The 18,464-nt window shown below is 35.0% G+C and carries 19 protein-coding genes; 6 read left to right on the top strand and 13 right to left on the bottom strand.

Annotation, left to right across the window (positions count from 1 at the left end):
- Positions 1–5 precede the first annotated feature (5 nt).
- Positions 6–1,439, top strand: a complete 1,434-nt coding sequence (locus IGI43_RS09890; RefSeq protein WP_438757628.1) for a DUF1958 domain-containing protein — start codon at positions 6–8, stop codon at positions 1,437–1,439.
- A gap of 95 nt (positions 1,440–1,534) precedes the next feature.
- Here the strand turns inward: IGI43_RS09890 and IGI43_RS09895 are convergent, their stop codons facing one another.
- From IGI43_RS09895 to yfmF, 5 genes are all read right to left on the bottom strand, one after another.
- Positions 1,535–1,798, bottom strand: coding sequence for a hypothetical protein (locus IGI43_RS09895; RefSeq protein WP_438757629.1), 264 nt, complete (start codon positions 1,796–1,798; stop codon positions 1,535–1,537).
- 201 nt (positions 1,799–1,999) lie between these two features.
- Complete coding sequence (pgsA, locus tag IGI43_RS09900; RefSeq protein WP_438757630.1) at positions 2,000–2,578, bottom strand: CDP-diacylglycerol--glycerol-3-phosphate 3-phosphatidyltransferase; 579 nt, start codon at positions 2,576–2,578, stop codon at positions 2,000–2,002.
- Between the two features lie 202 nt (positions 2,579–2,780).
- Complete coding sequence (locus IGI43_RS09905; RefSeq protein ID WP_438757631.1) at positions 2,781–3,716, bottom strand: helix-turn-helix domain-containing protein; 936 nt, start codon at positions 3,714–3,716, stop codon at positions 2,781–2,783.
- 338 nt (positions 3,717–4,054) lie between these two features.
- Positions 4,055–5,347, bottom strand: a complete 1,293-nt coding sequence (gene yfmH / locus IGI43_RS09910) for an EF-P 5-aminopentanol modification-associated protein YfmH (RefSeq protein ID WP_438757632.1) — start codon at positions 5,345–5,347, stop codon at positions 4,055–4,057.
- Positions 5,340–6,608, bottom strand: coding sequence for an EF-P 5-aminopentanol modification-associated protein YfmF (yfmF, locus tag IGI43_RS09915; protein ID WP_438757633.1), 1,269 nt, complete (start codon positions 6,606–6,608; stop codon positions 5,340–5,342). The genes yfmH and yfmF overlap by 8 nt, the downstream gene beginning before the upstream one ends.
- A gap of 208 nt (positions 6,609–6,816) precedes the next feature.
- Between yfmF and mscL the strand changes: the two genes are divergently transcribed.
- The gene (gene mscL / locus IGI43_RS09920; protein ID WP_438757634.1) at positions 6,817–7,263 is read left to right on the top strand and encodes a large conductance mechanosensitive channel protein MscL; all 447 of its coding nucleotides are present in this window, start codon (positions 6,817–6,819) and stop codon (positions 7,261–7,263) included.
- 289 nt (positions 7,264–7,552) lie between these two features.
- On the opposite strand, the gene IGI43_RS09925 is transcribed toward mscL, so the two are convergent.
- The 6 genes from IGI43_RS09925 to treR form a co-directional block, all read right to left on the bottom strand.
- Entirely contained in the window at positions 7,553–7,852 is a 300-nt protein-coding gene (locus IGI43_RS09925) for a hypothetical protein (protein ID WP_438757635.1), read from the bottom strand.
- Positions 7,853–7,984: 132 nt separating this feature from the next.
- Positions 7,985–8,158, bottom strand: coding sequence for a hypothetical protein (locus IGI43_RS09930; protein WP_438757636.1), 174 nt, complete (start codon positions 8,156–8,158; stop codon positions 7,985–7,987).
- 73 nt (positions 8,159–8,231) lie between these two features.
- Positions 8,232–8,663, bottom strand: a complete 432-nt coding sequence (locus tag IGI43_RS09935; RefSeq protein WP_438757637.1) for a GNAT family N-acetyltransferase — start codon at positions 8,661–8,663, stop codon at positions 8,232–8,234.
- Between the two features lie 49 nt (positions 8,664–8,712).
- Positions 8,713–9,147, bottom strand: coding sequence for a hypothetical protein (locus tag IGI43_RS09940; RefSeq protein WP_438757638.1), 435 nt, complete (start codon positions 9,145–9,147; stop codon positions 8,713–8,715).
- 100 nt (positions 9,148–9,247) lie between these two features.
- Positions 9,248–10,033, bottom strand: a complete 786-nt coding sequence (locus IGI43_RS09945) for a sulfite exporter TauE/SafE family protein (RefSeq protein WP_438757639.1) — start codon at positions 10,031–10,033, stop codon at positions 9,248–9,250.
- Positions 10,034–10,066: 33 nt separating this feature from the next.
- Positions 10,067–10,780: a trehalose operon repressor gene (gene treR, locus IGI43_RS09950; protein ID WP_438757640.1), complete on the bottom strand. Its 714-nt coding sequence runs from the start codon at positions 10,778–10,780 to the stop codon at positions 10,067–10,069.
- Between the two features lie 208 nt (positions 10,781–10,988).
- On the opposite strand from treR, the gene IGI43_RS09955 reads away from it, so the two are divergent.
- The 3 genes from IGI43_RS09955 (at position 10,989) to IGI43_RS09965 (ending at position 15,394) form a co-directional block, all read left to right on the top strand.
- Entirely contained in the window at positions 10,989–13,697 is a 2,709-nt protein-coding gene (locus tag IGI43_RS09955) for a glycoside hydrolase family 65 protein (protein WP_438758843.1), read from the top strand.
- A 21-nt stretch (positions 13,698–13,718) separates the two neighbouring features.
- Complete coding sequence (gene pgmB / locus IGI43_RS09960) at positions 13,719–14,369, top strand: beta-phosphoglucomutase (protein WP_438757641.1); 651 nt, start codon at positions 13,719–13,721, stop codon at positions 14,367–14,369.
- A gap of 200 nt (positions 14,370–14,569) precedes the next feature.
- Positions 14,570–15,394 (top strand): VanW family protein, encoded by an 825-nt coding sequence (locus tag IGI43_RS09965; RefSeq protein WP_438757642.1) that lies wholly within the window; start codon positions 14,570–14,572, stop codon positions 15,392–15,394.
- A gap of 87 nt (positions 15,395–15,481) precedes the next feature.
- Here IGI43_RS09965 and IGI43_RS09970 read toward each other — a convergent pair whose 3' ends face one another.
- Positions 15,482–16,012, bottom strand: a complete 531-nt coding sequence (locus tag IGI43_RS09970) for a ClbS/DfsB family four-helix bundle protein (RefSeq protein ID WP_438757643.1) — start codon at positions 16,010–16,012, stop codon at positions 15,482–15,484.
- Between the two features lie 720 nt (positions 16,013–16,732).
- On the opposite strand from IGI43_RS09970, the gene IGI43_RS09975 reads away from it, so the two are divergent.
- Positions 16,733–17,005: a hypothetical protein gene (locus IGI43_RS09975; protein WP_438757644.1), complete on the top strand. Its 273-nt coding sequence runs from the start codon at positions 16,733–16,735 to the stop codon at positions 17,003–17,005.
- A gap of 200 nt (positions 17,006–17,205) precedes the next feature.
- Here IGI43_RS09975 and IGI43_RS09980 read toward each other — a convergent pair whose 3' ends face one another.
- Positions 17,206–18,453, bottom strand: coding sequence for an IS256 family transposase (locus IGI43_RS09980; RefSeq protein WP_438757645.1), 1,248 nt, complete (start codon positions 18,451–18,453; stop codon positions 17,206–17,208).
- Between the last annotated feature and the right edge of the window lie 11 nt (positions 18,454–18,464).

Here is an 18,464-nt window from a genome sequence, read left to right on the forward strand (position 1 = left end):
TTTATATGAAGATAAAAAATGTTTTACTGAAAATCTGCTCACTACTATTGGTGACTGGTTACTTTTCAGGCTTATTTACAGCCGTTAATGCCTATGCCCAAGAAGATATTCTGACGATAACGCAAAATGCTGGTTATCAAACAAATGAATTCTATAAACCTAAAGCATCGATCGTAATCGAGGCGCAAACTGGACAAGTTCTTTGGGAAGACAATCCAGATTTAAAATGGAACCCTGCCAGTATAGCAAAATTAATGTCAGTTTACCTAGTCTTTGAAGCAATGGCACAAGGAAAATTTACGTTGGATACAACAGTTAAAGCGACAGATAGCGATCAGGCTATTTCGCAGATTTATGAATTAAGCAACAATTCAATTGTTTCTGGAGTGGACTACCCCGTTCGTGATCTACTGTATGCGACGCTCGTTCAATCCTCTAATGTTGCGACTGTGATGCTGGCAAATTTAGTGACCGCAAATGATGAAGCACAATTTATCCATATGATGAACAATAAAGCGAAAGAACTTGGCATGACCAATTCAACTTTTTATAATTCTAGCGGTGCTGAAACTAGTTCCTTCAATGGATATTACCAGCCAAAAGGAATCGATCAAAATGCTGATAATGTAAGTACTGCACGGGATTTAGCTATCTTGTCTTACCATTTATTGAAAAACTATCCAGATACCGTAACCTTTACCAGTCCAAGCCAAATCACGATCATGGAAAATACACCCTACGCTGAAGTTTTAGAAAATCATAACTATTCTTTACCTGGACTAGCTTATGGTTATGAAGGTACAGATGGACTAAAAACTGGCTCGAGTCCTACTGGCGGCTTTAATTATGCGGCGACTGCTAAACGAGAAGATACACGTTTGATCGAAGTCGTACTGGGTGTAGGCGATTGGGAAGATCAAGAGGGGGAATTGCAACGTCACGCTTTTGGTAACGCAATTTTTGATCAAGCATTCGCAACTTATGAGTATAAAAAACTACTCTCTAAAGGAGACAACACTGTCAGCCAAAAAGACATTGTTTTGGAACAAGATTTTTATGGTGTCATTCAGAGGAATACTGAGCCATCATTTAAACTAGCCGCTGATAAAGTAACAATGGAGAATGGCCTGACACAAGTTTCTCCCACAATCAAGGCACCAAGTGTTAGCTTTAAATATGCAAAAAAAATAAAAGAACGACAAAATTCTGTTCTGACGAAAACAGGTAAGAAAAAAAATACCTTGTCTACTTTTTTTGTTAATGGTTTGTTGATTATTTTAGGTCTCTTGTTTGCAACTTTATCGAAATTATTTAAAAAAGGCTCTAAAAGATCCAATAACAAAAAAAGAGTGAGTCCTCTATTCATCTTAGGTTTTCTATTAATATTCGCAGGGATTATTTTAAGCATCTATACGGTCATTGTAGGTCCTTGGATTTAACTAAAAAGAGTGCAGCCCCTTTGTTAGGTAGCTGCATTCTTTTTTAAGATTCTCACAAATTTGAGTAAGAAAATCGAACCTTCGCTATTGGCTAATTAGTTATTTTTCTTTAATTGCTTGATTTCTTTTTCGATTTGATGAATTTGTTTACCTAGCGATTTTTGTTCGCTTTTATTACGTGATACTTTTTTCTTATTGATCAGTTCTTTTTTTTCTTGGATCAATGCACTGACTTTTTTAGGATTATCTACAAGTTGAGCTGAGTTCGCATGCTCTTTATTAGCTGTTACTAAAAATCCTGTTCCTCCGATCAATAGAGCTAAACCAGCTACTACTACACCTTTTACAAATTTGTTCATCATAAATTCCTCCATATGATACTAACTTCTATATATAAATTATACCCACTATTAAAAAAAAGCAAACGACTATTTTATAACTAGCGGCATCAGAATCTTCTGCAAATCCTTTAAAAAATTTTTAGAAAATAAAAAAATAGACCTTTTTCTCTTAAATTCAAGTTGAAAAGGTCTATTTTTACTAGTATTTTTGACTAATGCTTACATTGATCCTTTAAATACGCTCGCATTTTTCACAAAATAATCGACGCCTGAATAAATTGTAAAAAGTAAACAAACATACAACATGATTTGATCTAGTGGAAAACCAATTGCTGCAAACGGGATATTATTGATGAACAATAATATAATCGCAATCATCTGTGTTGCTGTTTTTATTTTCCCTGGCCAAGCCGCAGCCATCACTTCGCCACCTTCAACTAGTAGTAGACGTAATCCAGTAACGGCTAGCTCTCTACAAACAATGATTGCAACGACCCAAGTCGGTGCTTTTTGTTGACCTACTAAAACAATGAACGCTGTCATCACTAACATTTTATCTGCTAACGGATCCGCAAATTTACCAAAGTTAGTCACTAAGCCTCGCGCTCGAGCAATCTTTCCATCTAACCAATCGGTAATACTTGCAACGGCGAAAATAATCGCTCCTACGAACTGCGTCATTGCTAAAGATGTTCCTGCTACTGTGATCGTGCCCCAATCCATCGGTAGGCTGACGACAGCAATAAAAATGGGAATCATAAAGATTCTAATCACTGTTAATTTATTTGGTAAGTTCAATGCTTGTTGCCCCTCTCTTTTCTTCCTTATTTTACGTTATCTCATAGAAGGTGTCACGAAAAAAGACATATTTTCATCCTAAAGAGAATTCACTGATTCGTAATCTCAATAAATGAGCGAGAAAAATAGTTACCATGTCTTGTCGCCATCGTAAATTTTTCTCGCTCATCCTCTATGAACAAATAGAATCCTTCATTTTTCTTTATTGTGGTTGAGACTGCACTGATTGTTCTGTTTCTTGTGTTTGTGCATAAGCTAATGTTAAATTGATATTTCTTGGCCCAATTCCGGCTTGATTCGGATTAAATTCTGCTTTTTGACCGTCCACTTTGAATTCCATGTACTCAGACGCTCCTAAACTAATAACCACTTGGGCCGTACCAGCTGGGATATCAACAGATTTTGGTTGTCCAGGCTGAATTGTTTCTTGGTAAAAGTAGCCATTATCATTATTAGCTGCTGTTGCGACATAAACTCCGACCCAACAAGGTCCTGTTACAGCACTAAACTCAAGTTTAGCTGGATTTGAAACATTGACCGCACTCATATTCACGGTTACACCAGATTCATTTTCAAATTTCACTTCGGTTGGCTCTTTTGGCGTAGAAGAAGAACTTGAACTTGACGTTGATGCTTCTGTACTGCTTGAAACAGGTGCTTGGCTTGATTCGGAAGAAGAATCTCTGATGATATCAGAGGTTGGCGGTTGAATGATAGGTGTCGCCTGCCGATCCTGCCATGTAATGTAAAAAACAACGATTGCGATCGCTAAGCCGATCAAAGAAAATATAACTGCAGGCAAACTGTGCATAAAACGCTTTGTTTGGCTGTTTTCGTCATACATTTGTGTTCGTGATCCATTTAATGTTTCATACTGAATCGATGTGTCTACATCTTCTGGTTCATCTATTCCATCGTAAATTGCAACTAATTCATTGCCGTCTAGCCCAACTGCATTTGCGTACTGACGAATAAATGCGCGCACATAAAAAGTCCCTGGCATAGAATCAAAATCATTTTCTTCGATTGCTATTAAATAGCGTTTTTGTGTTTTTGTTATTTGCTGCAGTTCGTCTAATGACATATTTTGCTGCAGTCGTGCATCTCTTAATTTTTTCCCTATATTCACGCTGGCCACTCGTCCATCTTCTCCAGTCTCTCTAATTTATCAGTTTTGCCTAAATCGATCAGGCGCTTTTTAGTCCTACAACTTTTGAGTAAATAAGAGAAAAGATCTCTGAATAGATTCTTATCTCGCTGCTCTTATATACTTTAGTTGTATTTATTTTATGTAAAACTTTTGAGCAAAAATAGCCCAACTCACTTGAATCATCCAATAAAACAGTTGGAAGCTTCTATTCATCCAACTATTCTAAGGATAACATAAAAAAATACTGATGAGGATAACATTTTTGAAAGTTTTAACTAAAATATAGGACTTTTCTTAGTTCTTGTATCCACTGCTAAAAATACTGATTATTTTTTTGGGTACATGTAAAAACGACTTAGTCCATCTTCTTTGATAAATGCTTGTGCTAATTTTTTCACATCCGTCAAGCGAACACTTTCAATCACTTCTGGCGTATCAAACAACGTCGTTTCACCATAAAGTGATTGTGAAAATTGATTTGCAATATATTCAAGTGAATTTAATGATTGGAAATACTTACCGATCATTTTTTTCTTCAACAATGATAAGTTTGCCTCTGTTAATTCAGTGCTTTGGTCTGCCGTCAAAAGAATCTCTTCAATTCGCTCCGCTAATTGCTCAGGATGATCACTGTCTCCACCAAAATCAGCAAAGTGAAAGCTACGGTCCAAATTAAATTCATAGCCAAAGCTATCGTCTAGCAAGCCTTCATTGTATAAATTCAAATAATTTTGTGACGTATTGCCAAAGAGTAATTGAAACAATAGATTTGCTGTAGTCTTATATTTAAGCAATTCTTTGCCGTCTGTTGGGACTTCATCTAATCCTTTCAATCCAACAATCACTTTGGAACGACTGATGGCCATGGAAAGAGAACTCTCTTTAATAATATCTGATGCAGTTTCTTTTGGAAAATGACGTTTGATTGGTTCCGCTTTTGCAAATGTTTTGGCTGACTGATTTTTGCGGATAAAAGCCATCATTTCTTCTGGATCCATTTTCCCAACAACGAATAATGTCATATTACTTGGGTGATAAAATGTATTGTAGCATGTATATAAGTCTTCTGCAGTGATCTCATCAATACTTTCAACCGTCCCGGCAATATCAATATGCAACGGATGTTTTGGGTACAGATTGCCTAATGTACCAAAAAATAAGCGCCAGTTAGAATCATCTAAATACATTTGGATTTCTTGTCCGATGATCCCCTTTTCTTTGTCCACTGTTTCTTTTGTAAAATAAGGCTCCTGAACAAAATTTAGTAACGTTTCTAAGTTTTTTTCTACTTGGTCTGTTGTTGAAAATAGATAACTGGTCTTTGTAAAGCTTGTAAATGCATTGGCAGAAGCGCCTTGACGCCCAAATTGTTGAAAGACATCTCCATCTTCTTTTTCAAACATTTTATGTTCTAGAAAATGGGCGATTCCATCTGGCACTTTTATAAAATCTGTTTCACCGATTGGTACAAATTCATTATCGATGGAGCCATAGTTTGTCGTAAACAAGCCATACGTTTTGTTGTACTCTTTTTTCGGTAATAGATAAACAGTTAGTCCATTATCCAAAACTTCTGTATAAAGAACTTCATTTATTTGTGGGTATTCTTTTTTAATCATCGACTTTTTCCCCTTCCAAAAAGAAAATGGCTTGTAGTTGCACTAATTTGGCAACACGCTGAATATCAGCTAATGTGACAGCTTCCATTCGACGGATCCACTCGTCATCTTTTAAACGAAGGTGGGGAATCAAATCATTTAAATATTCATTTTCTAAAACCGCACCTACATTGTCTAAAGAAAGTAAATATTGATTCTTCAGCATAGCCTTGGTTTGTTCGATTTCGAGATCTGTCACTTTCCCTTGACGTATGTTCTCTAATTCTACTGAAATCAAGCGCAAAACTTGGTTGCGATTTTTACCATCAATCCCAGTCTGAACACTTAAAAGTCCGCGGAATGTATCAATACTGCTAGATGCATAATATGCTAGATTTTCTTTTTCACGAACATTCATGAATAATTTAGAATGTGGAAATCCGCCAAATACACCGTTAAAAATTTGCAACGCAAAATAGTTTTCATCGCCATAATAAACGTCTGTATGATAGCCTAGATTCAATTTTGATTGTGCTAATGTTTCTTGCTCAGAACGTTCTTCGATTACATTTCTAGACGGTTGCGCATAAAAGATATCTGAAATTCCAGACGCGCGATCTTCAAATGGTAATTTACTAAATAGCGCTGTTACTTCAGCCTTATCTACATCTCCAAGAACAAAAATATCAACTTGATCTTCCTGAATCATTTGTTGGTGATATGCCGCTAGACTTTCAGCTGTTTCTTTTTCTAAATCAGCAATAGTACCAAAGCTTGGCATTTTTTGATCTTCCGATTGACCAAAATACAACTGTTGTAAGGCCAAAGAAGAATAAACTTGTTTGTCTTCTGAAATACTTTCATAATAAGCTTTTAAATTTTCTTTTTCACGTTGGAAAGTCTCTGTTTCAAACTGTCCATCAATAATGTTTGGGTAAAATAAAATTTCTTTCACAAAATCAGCTGCATCCGCCAATACATGACTGTGTTCCAAATATTTGTCATTCACTAAATTCATTGACAGATTCAACCAATGCAAATTCCCTTTTTTGTTCACATTGATTCCAAAACTAGCACCGTATAACTCTGCTAATTTTTCACTTAATTTCACTTGGTCGGGATAGTTCAGACTATTAGTTTCCATCAAGCTAGATAGAAGTGTCCGTTTTGTAATTGTTTCTTTATTCAAACGCGTATTAAAACGAACCAAAATACGCACTGTCTTATATTTTTCTGTTGGAACAACATGTAAGTTGACTCCTTGTGCTAGTGTGATCGGCATATTGTCAGCTCCTCTTTGTTTTCATCATAATAAAGCCCAGTCTGAAATACAATCATCTGGTCATTTTTAAATGTTTTTTTAAGATTTTCTATATTCATTTAATTATAGCACAGCTCAACTGTCTTTCCTTGATGTAAGAGTCTTTCATTTCAATTTTTTTCATTTTTTCTGTATACTGAATTTGATATGAGAAAAGGAGGTTAATCTTATGATTAAAGAATTCAAAGAATTTATTATGCGTGGAAATGTCCTTGATTTAGCTGTTGGGGTCGTTATTGGTTCTGCTTTTACTGCCATTGTTACACAAATCGTTAATGGATTGATCACGCCATTAATTAGTTTGATCTTCGTATTTACCACTGGAGAAAAAAGTGCAGATGATGCATTAGGCGCTCTTGTTTTTAACGTCAAAGGTGTAGCATTCAATATTGGTGATGTGATCAGTGCTCTTATTACATTTTTAATTACTGCTTTTGTTTTATTCCTAATTGTCAAAGCTGTTAATAAAATGAAGAAAAAACCGCAACCCGAAGAAGAAGTTGCAGGTCCTACAACAGATGAGCTATTAGAACAAATCCGCGATTTATTGGCGGCGCAGAATACTGCGAAAACGACTGGTGTTTTAAACGATAATGCTGAAGATATCAACAAGTAACGATCGTAGATAAATCTAACTCAATTTTGTAAATTAACTTCCCAACAAGTGCCTCTGCATTTTTGGGGAAGTTTTTTTATCTTGCAGCAGTGCCAACCTCCCAATGGCGATTGGTGTATACTAAATTGATACTATACATCAAGGAGGACAAAAGTTCGATTACATCTCATTCTTTTATCTTACATACCTATTTTGAGATCTGTTAGAAAGATCATTAATAATTTCCTTAACAAAAAAAACATACTAAGGTCAGAGAACAATGATTCTATTCTCTAGTCTTAGTATGTTTTTACGAGTGATCCTCGGGCGTAGCATTTGGCTCTTTTGAAGTGGCGCTTTTTGTATCTTCATCCGTTTTTTCGATTGGAGGAACTAGGTGTAAATGACTCGGTTTTGATTGTTGTCTGTCGTCCACTTGCTCCGTCCATTGTGCAACCATCTTTTGTGTTTCCAACATTACTTCATGGATATTTTCTAACATTTTGCTTGCTTTTTCGTCTACCTCTTTCATATTTTTTTGATGTTGTGCAAGAGTTTCCTGCCCTAACTTGCGTATCGCTTCTTTCTGACGTTCTTTTTCATCGTCCACAAAATCACTCCTATTCGTGTCAGTTCATTTTCAATGTTGCCTAATGCTATGGTATCACAGTTTTCGTTTTTTTTAGTTACTTCGTTAATCATTTGATGTTGAAATCTTGATATTATATTGTTTAAACGTTTTTCAAGTAACAGCTTCACACATGCCACTAGCCTCTACTACATTACTTCTCATTACAGATACCTCATGAGCAAATGAAGTACCTGCCTGTCCTTTCACCATATCTGGAGCATTTTGAACGAATGTTTCAACGCTACTCCCTAGCTCGAATTGCTCTGTCTTTATTTTGTTTTGCATTTGATCAGCTTCTGCTTTTAAAGCAACTTATTTCTCGGAGTTAAACGCTTCTGACACAGGCTCTTTTTAAGATTCAGCTTCTTTGCATCTGAACATGTGGAATATCATCTTCTAAATACACTTCTGAGATTTCTTTAAAACCAAATGCGCCATAGAAATTTGTTAAGCGTGCTTGTGCACCAATAATAATGGGACGATTTGGGTATTTGTCTTCAACTACTTTTAAAGTTTCTTCTAAAAGTTTGTTTCCTAATTTTTTTCCACGATAGTCAGGATTGATTATTACTCTGCCAAAGGTCACCGTATCTCCTTTATCGATGATTCGTGTATAACCTACGATCTCGGTTCCTTCTTGTAGCCACGTATGCCAAGCGAACTCATCCGCTTCATCGACCTCTTGATATGGACATTTTTGCTCCACCACAAATACAGCGACTCGTAATTTAACGATCTCTAGAAATTCCTTCGTCGTCAATTGTGTAAATTCTTTAACATGATACTCCATTCTATCAACCTCCTCAATCAAGCAAATGAATTAACCTTTCAACCTGATTTTATTCGTTTTCTTTTAACTTACCTGGACCTGAACGATACGTGATTTTGACCCCTTCACTATCCATTGCTGGATATAAAAAGTCAATCAACACAACATTTCCATCTGATACCGATTTTTTCCCAATCTGGGTCATTGTTCCTTCTACCGTATCTGTTGAATCCAATGTATCAACATACTTTTCTTCTCGTAAATGATCAATGTATTGCTTCATTTCTTTTTCGCTGATACTTCCAGCTTTATATGTCAACGTTGTTATACGATCTTTATTTTTTATTTCGCTATTGGTTCCGACGATTTTCTTCTCACCAATGACCGAATAAACCGACGGAACCTTATCTTCATTGATCTCAATTTCCTCAGCTGTACTAGAAGCACAGCCAACAATTATCATACTTGTTATAATCAATACCCCAACCTGAACCACTTTTTTCACTTTCATTCTCCTTTTACTCATTAAATTTGAAACTTTATTATAGCATGAATAACAGCATCTAAAATCGAACGATTCAGTTATTTTTTTACTATTTACTTAATTAAATGAACAATTGTAGGCCATTCCATATATTTAACAACAATACCAAAAGAATCACAATTTGATAAATCTGAGTCACTCGTTCAGAAGAAATTTTTCCGCTGATCAACGCTCCTACGAAACCACCCACAATAGCCGCTGGGATCACATACAACAGAATAGAAAGATCAAACTGTCCAAACCCAGTTCCTTGAGCGATCGTAAGTAGTTTTGCTGCTTGTGAAAAGAAAATCGTAACGATCGAATAAACGGTTGCTTCTTTGATTGGAATTCCAAAGCATAACATCAACAACGCAACATTGATCGGTCCCCCGCCAATTCCCAATAGAGTAGAAATAAATCCTAAAAATAAGCCAACAATCACATACCAAGCAGGATGAGACAAATCCAAAGTGCGTTCATTACCAATTTTTGTATAGAAATAAGCAAATAGCAACGTTACGACTGTCAGTATAATTTGGATCAATTGAACGTATTTTTCATCAGAAAATAATCGCAATAAAGACTCAAATACCGAATTTCCAGAAATCCCGCCTATCACAGAACCTAAAGATACCAGCACTGCTATTGGGATTTTTAATCTTAATCCATTCTTCATCTGCCTAAGAGTAGAGACAATCGACATGGTAAAAACTGCTACGCTAGAATAAAATGAAATTGCTGCTAAAGGATGGAAGTGTAACGTATCTAATACAGGTTTTATGATGACACCGCCGCCCATTCCTGAAATCGCACCAACTGTATTCGCTAAAATAATGACAATAAAGTATATGATTCCTGTATACACAATTTTCAACTCCTAAAAGTGATCAATTTTTCTTTAGGCTTTCCTTCGTCTAGCAAAATCAACAAATTTGAACTTGTCTAATCTATGTCTAGACTCTGTATACTCAAAACAACGTGTATCTTCTAGACTAACGACACTGCGAACGACCACCACATGCATGTCTTCGTGGATAGTCATTAATTTACGATCATATTCTGTTACCGATTCCACGGTGATTTCTTTTTGCGCATAACTGATTGCCAGTCCTAATTCGTTCTCAAAATAATCATAAATAGAATCGGTCGCTCGATCTTCAGGTAAGTCATCAATGATTTCTTTTAGTAAATAATCAATATCAACGATCACCACTTCTCCATCAATCTCCCTTTGTCGAACCAAACGCCAAACTTTAGCCTCTTTCTTCCATCCAGTTAAACGTGCTAAAGATTCACTGACACGCTCTTCTTTTAGTTCCACAACCCTAGTGACACTATGTATTTGTTGCGCACTTTGCAGCTCTTTATAACTGATAACACCAGAAATTGGTAAATCAAATTTTCGAACATTTAATACAATCGATCCTTTGCCTTGTTTCTTTTGGATATACCCTGTATTGATCAACAAATTAAGCGCTTTACGGATTGTTTCCCTTGAAACGGAATATTGTTCAACTAATTGATTTTCACTTGGTAATAAGGTTCCTGGTTGATAATCTCCATCTAAAATTCCCTTTTCAAGCTCTAAAAATATATCATGAAATTTATTCATGTCCTTCCCTCCATCTCAGGATACTCAAAGAAAATGATAGCACATTCTTCCTTAAAAAAATAGCTTTCTCAATAAGTAGACTTTCAACCTGAAACAATTCTTTTTGATTATCTGACTTGTATTTACAAACATTTCATACTATAATGAAAACGAAAACATTAACATGTCTATACAAGTTAAAATAAATCTTAGTCAGGAGCCTTTTATGATAAACTATCTTTTACTTACACTCACGCAAAACAGCTTACATATTCAGGAGAAAACGCAAGACTCTCTACTTTCAGAGCAAACATTTTCCTTCTCTGATTTTGAATTGCCTAAAACTGCAGAAATTTTGGCTGAACAAATCAAAGAACAATTCCCTACAGTCAGGGGTGCTGTTTTTAATAACGTAGGAGAAGAATTTTATACTCAAAATACACGATCAACCGTTTTGAACACAGGTCTAGAAAATCTTATCAAACATTTTTCAGAATTACTAAACTTCCCTATTCTTACAGTCACGGAATTAGACAATGCTCCCGATTTAACTACAGCGTTTGAGGAAAAAACAGCAGCTTTAACTTGGAATTTAGATTATTTTGGCTATACTCCTGGCAAAGAAGAATATTCTGTTGAATCCTTACTGACGATCGGTAACGGCTTTATGGGCTTACGTGGTACGGTACCTGAAATGACCTTGTCAAAAGACCATTATCCTGCTACTTATATTGCTGGACTTTATAATGAAGAAGAATCCGAAGTTGCAGGTCAAATCGTTGAAAATGAAGATTTTGTTAATACACCAGATAATCAACATATCAGTATTCAAGTAGAAGGAACAGACGAGTGGCTATCACTTGAAAAATCAACTTTGCATTATCTACACAGAAATCTTGACTTGAAAACAGGCCTATTTACTTCTCACATGATCATTGAAGATAATCACCAGCATCAATTGAAAATAATCGCAAAAAAAGTAGTCAATATGGCTAAAATGAACAATTACAGCATCCAATATTCAATTCAGGCATTGAATTTTTCTAAAAATATCATACTTAAGACAACCACTGACGGTTCTGTCTACAATTTTAATGTTGAGCGTTATCGCAATCTAACTGCTAAGCATTTCCATGTAACCCAATTGCTTGCAGAAAAAAACAGTGCAATGATAGAGGTACAAACGAATCAATCAAAAATTAGTGTCCAACAAACAGCAACTATTACTGGTGATTTTTTTGAAGCTGATGCGATAAAAAATACGATTGGTAAAGAAATCATTGAACAAGAAATTACTTTCTTGGCTGAGCAAAACAACACCTATACTTTCGAAAAACAGGTACAAGTTAAAGCCTCTATAGCTGAGAATAATTTGGAAACACCTTTACTTTTAGCTACTTCTTTTGATACAGAATTTACTGAGAGTGCTGATGCTTGGGAAACCCTTTGGAAAAAATCAGATATTCAAGTAACTGGTGATTTGATGTCGCAAAAGCTATTGAGAATCCATACGTATCATCTATTAGTTTCTGCTTCTCCATTTAATAATAATGATTTAGACGTTTCGGTAACAGCTCGTGGCTTGCATGGTGAAGCTTATCGTGGTCATATTTTCTGGGACGAGATCTTTATCTTGCCCTTTTACATTCTCCATTTCCCAGAAACAGCTAAACAGCTGTTGATGTATCGTTATAATCGCTTAGATAAAGCCAAAGAAAATGCTCTTGAGAGTAACTATGCTGGCGCGATGTATCCATGGCAATCTGGTCTTGATGGTAGTGAAGACACACAAAAGCTTCATTTGAATCCTTTGAACGGTGAATGGGGTGAAGACCACAGCATTCTTCAACGCCATGTTTCATTGGCAATTGCTTACAATATCTGGATGTATTGGAATAATTCTAACGATGATGCATTCATCAAAGAGTACGGCGCTGAAATGTTAGTAGAAATCGCTAATTTCTGGCGTAGTGCTACAACATTTGATGAAACGACCAATCGCTATTATATCGATAAAGTCATGGGACCTGATGAATTTCATGAAGCTTATCCTGATAGTGACGAAAGTGGCTTAAAAAATAATGCTTATACCAATTTGATGGTCGTCTGGCTATTTGAAGAATTAGAAAACATCCTTTCATTATTAAATACGCAAGAACAAGCAGATTTGTTTAATAAAACTGGCATCACGCAAGAACATCTTGAAAAAATGAAAGACATTCGCAAACGCTTATCGATCGAAGTCAACGAAGATGGGATCATCGCTCAGTATGAAGGCTATTTTGATTTAAAAGAAATCGATTGGGAAAAAGCTAAAGAAAAATACGGCAATATCTATCGAATGGACCGTATTTTAAAAGCAGAAGGCCAATCTCCTGATGATTATAAAGTCTCCAAACAAGCAGACACTTTAATGTTATTCTACAATTTAAATAAGGAAAAAATAGATGAAATTTTAGGGGAATTGGGTTACGATTTACCTGCAGATTATCTTGAAAAAAATCTTTTGTACTATCTAAACAGAACCTCTCACGGTTCAACTTTATCAAGAATCGTTCATGCGCAGTTAGCCGAAGAAGTTGCTTTCCATGATTTGTCTTGGACATTATACCAAGAAGCTTTACACTCTGATTATCAGGATATTCAAGGCGGAACAACCGCTGAAGGAATCCACACAGGTGTGATGGCAGCAACGATTTATGTTACATTGACTACTTATGCTGGAATTGATATTAAAAAGAACAACCTTACGATCCAGCCAAATTTACCGAAAAACTGGACGGAGATGACGTTTAATGTTGAACACAAAGGGATTCACTATGACTTGACTGTTTCAGAAAACGCTGTTCAAGTTTGTCCTTCCCATGACACAACGGTAATCATCAAAGATCAACCTTACAAATTAATTGCCAATAAAAAAACAACAATCAACTACTAAACATAAGACAGGAGAATACACATGAAAAAAGGCTTTGTTTTTGACTTAGACGGCGTGATTACTGATACAGCAAAATTCCACTATATTGCATGGAAAAATTTAGCAAAAACTCTAGGTATCACAATCGATGAGGCATTCAATGAGACATTAAAAGGAATCAGTCGTATGGATTCTTTAGATAAAATTTTAGCTTATGGACAGCGAGAAAATGATTTTACTTTAGCTGAAAAAGAAGCACTAGCTCAAACAAAAAATGATGAATACGTTAAACTTTTGGCAAATCTTTCTGAGGCAGACTTATTGCCAGGTGTTCATGATTTTTTAGTCCAAGCAAAAGAACAAAATGTTCCTTGCTCAATCGCTTCAGCTTCTAAAAATGCTCCGATGATTTTAGAAAAACTAGGTGTTCTTGACTTCTTCGGACATATCGTTGATCCTGAAACATTGAAAAATGGCAAACCTGACCCAGAAATTTTTGTAAAAGCAGCCGAAAGTATTAATATCGAGCCAAAAGATGCGATTGGATTCGAAGATGCCCAAGCTGGTATCGAAGGGATCAAGGCAGCCGGAATGTATGCTATAGGAATTTCCGCAACGGAAACATTAGTTGGCGCTGACTTACAGGTTGCTTCAATGACAGAACTTACTGTAGAACAATTAGTAACAATCTAAAAAATAAAAACAAAGAGGTTGGGACAGCGTTTATTCGGATTCCTTAAGGCTAGGAGATAACTCTACGAGTTATCTCCTAGCCTCTTTATCTTTTACTAACTATATTAAAAATATAGTCACAAAAAATTACATTTAGATTTCAATCAAAAGTCATTTATGTTACAATATCATTACATAGAAAGAAATGGGGTTACGACATAATGAAAAGGAAGTTATTTAGCGAACTATCACCACTCACATATGAAATCTCTATTAAAAAAAATATTTTTCAGAGAAAACTACGAGATTTTCTCCAACAAGAGCAGCTTGCTAAAACTAAAAAAGAAGAACTTTTGCCTGTATCCGTTTACAAGCATACCTCTTTGATTCGTAGAAAATTAGGAAATACAGATTTAACTTTACAAGAAAATAAAGCAACTAATCTAAGTCTAGCTGCACCAAAAGTATCAAACATTCTAATCAAGCCAAATGAAACTTTCTCTTTTTGGTATTTAGTTGGTACATGCTCATCAAGCAAAGGGTATAAAGATGGGGTGACAATTTTTAATGACGCTGTTCGTCCTGGACTGGGTGGGGGACTTTGTCAATTTACTAATTTGATTCACTGGATCATTCTTCATTCACCACTAGAAATCACTGAGCATCACCATCATGATGGCTTGGATCTTTTTCCAGATTATGGTCGTAAAATCCCTTTTGGAACGGGAACATCGATCGTTTATAATTATTTAGATTATCGCTTTAAAAATAATACCGATCACACCTATCAACTGATTATTTCTGTCAGCGACACCCATCTTAATGGGGAACTTCGCTCTGATAATGAACAAGCTTATAGTTACCATATTCGAGCTGAAAAGGAATATTTTTCAAAAGAAGATGGTCAGGTTTTTCGTAATGGACAGATTTTTAGAAAATGTATCGATAAAAGAACAGGAAATTTAGTAGAAAAAAAATTAATCAAAGAAAACCATGCTCGCGTGTTGTACGATACGACACATTTAGAAATACGAGAGTCTTATTAAATAAATAAGCCATTATTCTATTTATAGAAATTTAAATTACCAGCTCTAATCAAAAAGTAATGAGTAAAAGATCATTTTTATTGTCTTTTACTCATTTTTTGATTCATTAGATTTAGACAATTTTTTCCATTTACGGATTTTTGTTCGAAAATTGGTGAAAGGAGCAACCGTATTGATATGCACCCATTTATACAAAGGCCACATCGCTTTTGTTGTTGCATAATCTCGCTGTGCCGGTTCAAATAATTCCTGTTCAGAAAGTGTTGCCAGCCAAGTACACATTTCATCAACAGCTTCTCTTAGCATTTCCCTTTGTTCAGCAATACTGTACTTGCCATATTCTTCATAAAATGACTGATACAAACCACCTAATTTATTCCATTTATATCCTGGAGCAGGCGTTTCCACTGTTTTTCCAGCTTGTTCCTCTTTCTCCCATTGAAGAATCAAATTCACCCAACCAAGTTGATAAGACAAATTTTCAGATGGCGTTTTATCGACTTCTTCAATTCGTTCATTTTTTAAAGTTTCCGGTATCTGTTCAAATTCTCCATCATACATGTCATATCTTTTTTTTATTTCTGCAATCAATTCCTGTTTGTTTACATATGTACGCATACGAATGCTCCCTTCTCTCTTATTAATTTAAACCTTACCATAATGTCAAAGTCAAGTGTACAGATACAACTAAAAAAAGTATACTAATTACAAATCAGACTATTTACTTATTTAGGCTTATCAGAAGAAAAAATACGGCATCCACAACCTAAGAAATAAACTATCCGATAGAAATCAAATCTATGCATCAAGGATAGACAATAGATCAAATTGAAAAATAGCTAAAAAGACATCGACTTTTAAATTATATATATTGAAAAAAACTATAAAGTTACGAGGATGTCCTTGTGTTCTTTATAGTCTTTTCTTTTTATGTAGTATGTTCTACTTAATTCTAATTAATAACTATTATTCCACTTATGTAAATTCTGTTTGACTTAATGGTATTTTTTGTTTTAAAATTAAAAATGAAAGGAGACTGCAGCAGGTGTCTATTAAAGGAGATAAAAATAGAAAATTATTTCTTTGATTTTAGTTTAGAAGATCAAAATTTTATGATTGATTTTTTATTATTTGAAGGTAACATATCAAGAATGTGTAAAAAAGGATCTTCATACTCAAAAGTTAAAAAGAAACTACAATGTATTAATGAACAGATAGGAAAAGCCAGATATTCACAAGATGCTTTAAAAGAGTATTTAGATATTTTTGTTTCTGATGGATATTTTATTTTCAGAAATCGCTAGCTTGATTTATAAAAAACATAAGGAGATGTTATAGATGAGTCTAAATGTCATTATATTGTTAGTGCTATTGGCAGCACAAACATGGTTGATACCTAGATTAAATAATAAGTATTTATTGTTATTAATTCCAAGTATTGTTGGTGCATTAAGTTTGTATATTTTTAGAGAAAAACTAAGTTTATTAATAATTATAGGATTGATGTTAGGGTTCTTTATTTATTATATGGCAGGATTAAGTCAGTGGGATAGAATAAATAAAGAGAAGCAAAAGAAGTATTTAAAAGAGAAATTTTTCAATGAAAAATAAATTTGTGATGCATCATAATTATTTATTATTTTCAATAGTCAAAAATATAATAGGGTTTGTCAACTAAAGTGTGTAACTGACAAATTTAAGAACGAAAAAGAACATTAAACCATTCCTAAATAACCTTCGGTTAAAAGGGTATAAGAAAGAAACCTTACCAAAAAAGGAAAATTTGATGTTCTTTTTTGATGCAACAGTGACTAGGAAATATATAAGCTATAAGTGTTGATGCGCTCAGAAAACTGTTCATTCGCCATTAATTGATTTAAGACCATTGGCCAATTGGGAATAAAACCAGCTTTCCATTTCTTTTCTAATTCTTTTACTCGTAGATAAAGAAGCTTTAAAAGGGCGGTTTCATTTGGAAATGCGCCTTTTTTAGTTACTTTTCTAAAGCTAGAATGAATACTTTCAATGGCATTTGTTGTGTACATAATTTTACGCACTGCGCTACCATAATCATAAAGTTGTTCCACATGAGAAAAATTACGTTTCCAAACCTCTACAGCACCTGAGTAGTGTGACCACCGTTTTTGAAAGGCATCAAAAGCACTCTGACAAGCTTTTAACGAAGGAGCACCATAAAACTTTTTCATTTCCCGAGAAAATTCCTTGTAGTCTTTATAAGGAACATACCGAAGCGCATTACGCACTAAATGGACGATACAGCGTTGAACGATCACCTTTGGAAAAATAGATTTTGCTCCATCTTCAAGACCAGAAACACCATCCATAGACATAAAGAAAATGTCCTGTACACCGCGAGATTTCAATTCATCAAAAATCTGCATCCAGCGGTTTTTACTCTCGGTTTCATTCAACCACAACCCTAAAATATCTTTTTTTCCTTTTAAATCATAGCCAAGAATTGTATAAACAGCGTATTCTTTGACTTCATAATTTTCTCTTAACGTCACATACATACAATCCACAAAAACAAAGGCATAACACTTCGCCAAAGGGCGATTTTGCCATTCCTCCAGTTCTGGAAGAACAGAATCGGTGATTGTAGAAATCATTTCGTGAGAAATGGAGAACCCATAAATATCATCAATGGTATGAGCGATGTCTCTTTGAGACATGCCTCTGGCATACATAGACAAAACCTTTGATTCGATAGCTGAAACATCCCGTTCACGTTTCTTAATAAGTTCTGGTTCAAACGTGGCTTCTCTGTCTCTAGGTACATCAATAGGGACTTCTCCAAAGCTTGTTTTTACTTTCTTAGAGCCGAATCCATTTCTTCGATTGTTCGTTTCTTTCTCCTGTTTTGAGTGAATATCGTAGCCTAAATGATGGGTCATTTCGCCTTGAAGTATTTGTTCAAATAAGGGACCAAAAATATCTTTTAGCGCTTCTTGCATGTCATCGACATTTTCAGGATTGTAGTTTTCTAGAATAGTTTTCGCTAGTTCGACGGTTTTAGAATCTCTTTTCTGTCTTGCCATATTCTCGCATC

Origin of the sequence: Enterococcus sp. AZ126 (genome assembly GCF_051714545.1) — a bacterium.
Lineage (GTDB): Bacteria > Bacillota > Bacilli > Lactobacillales > Enterococcaceae > Enterococcus_L.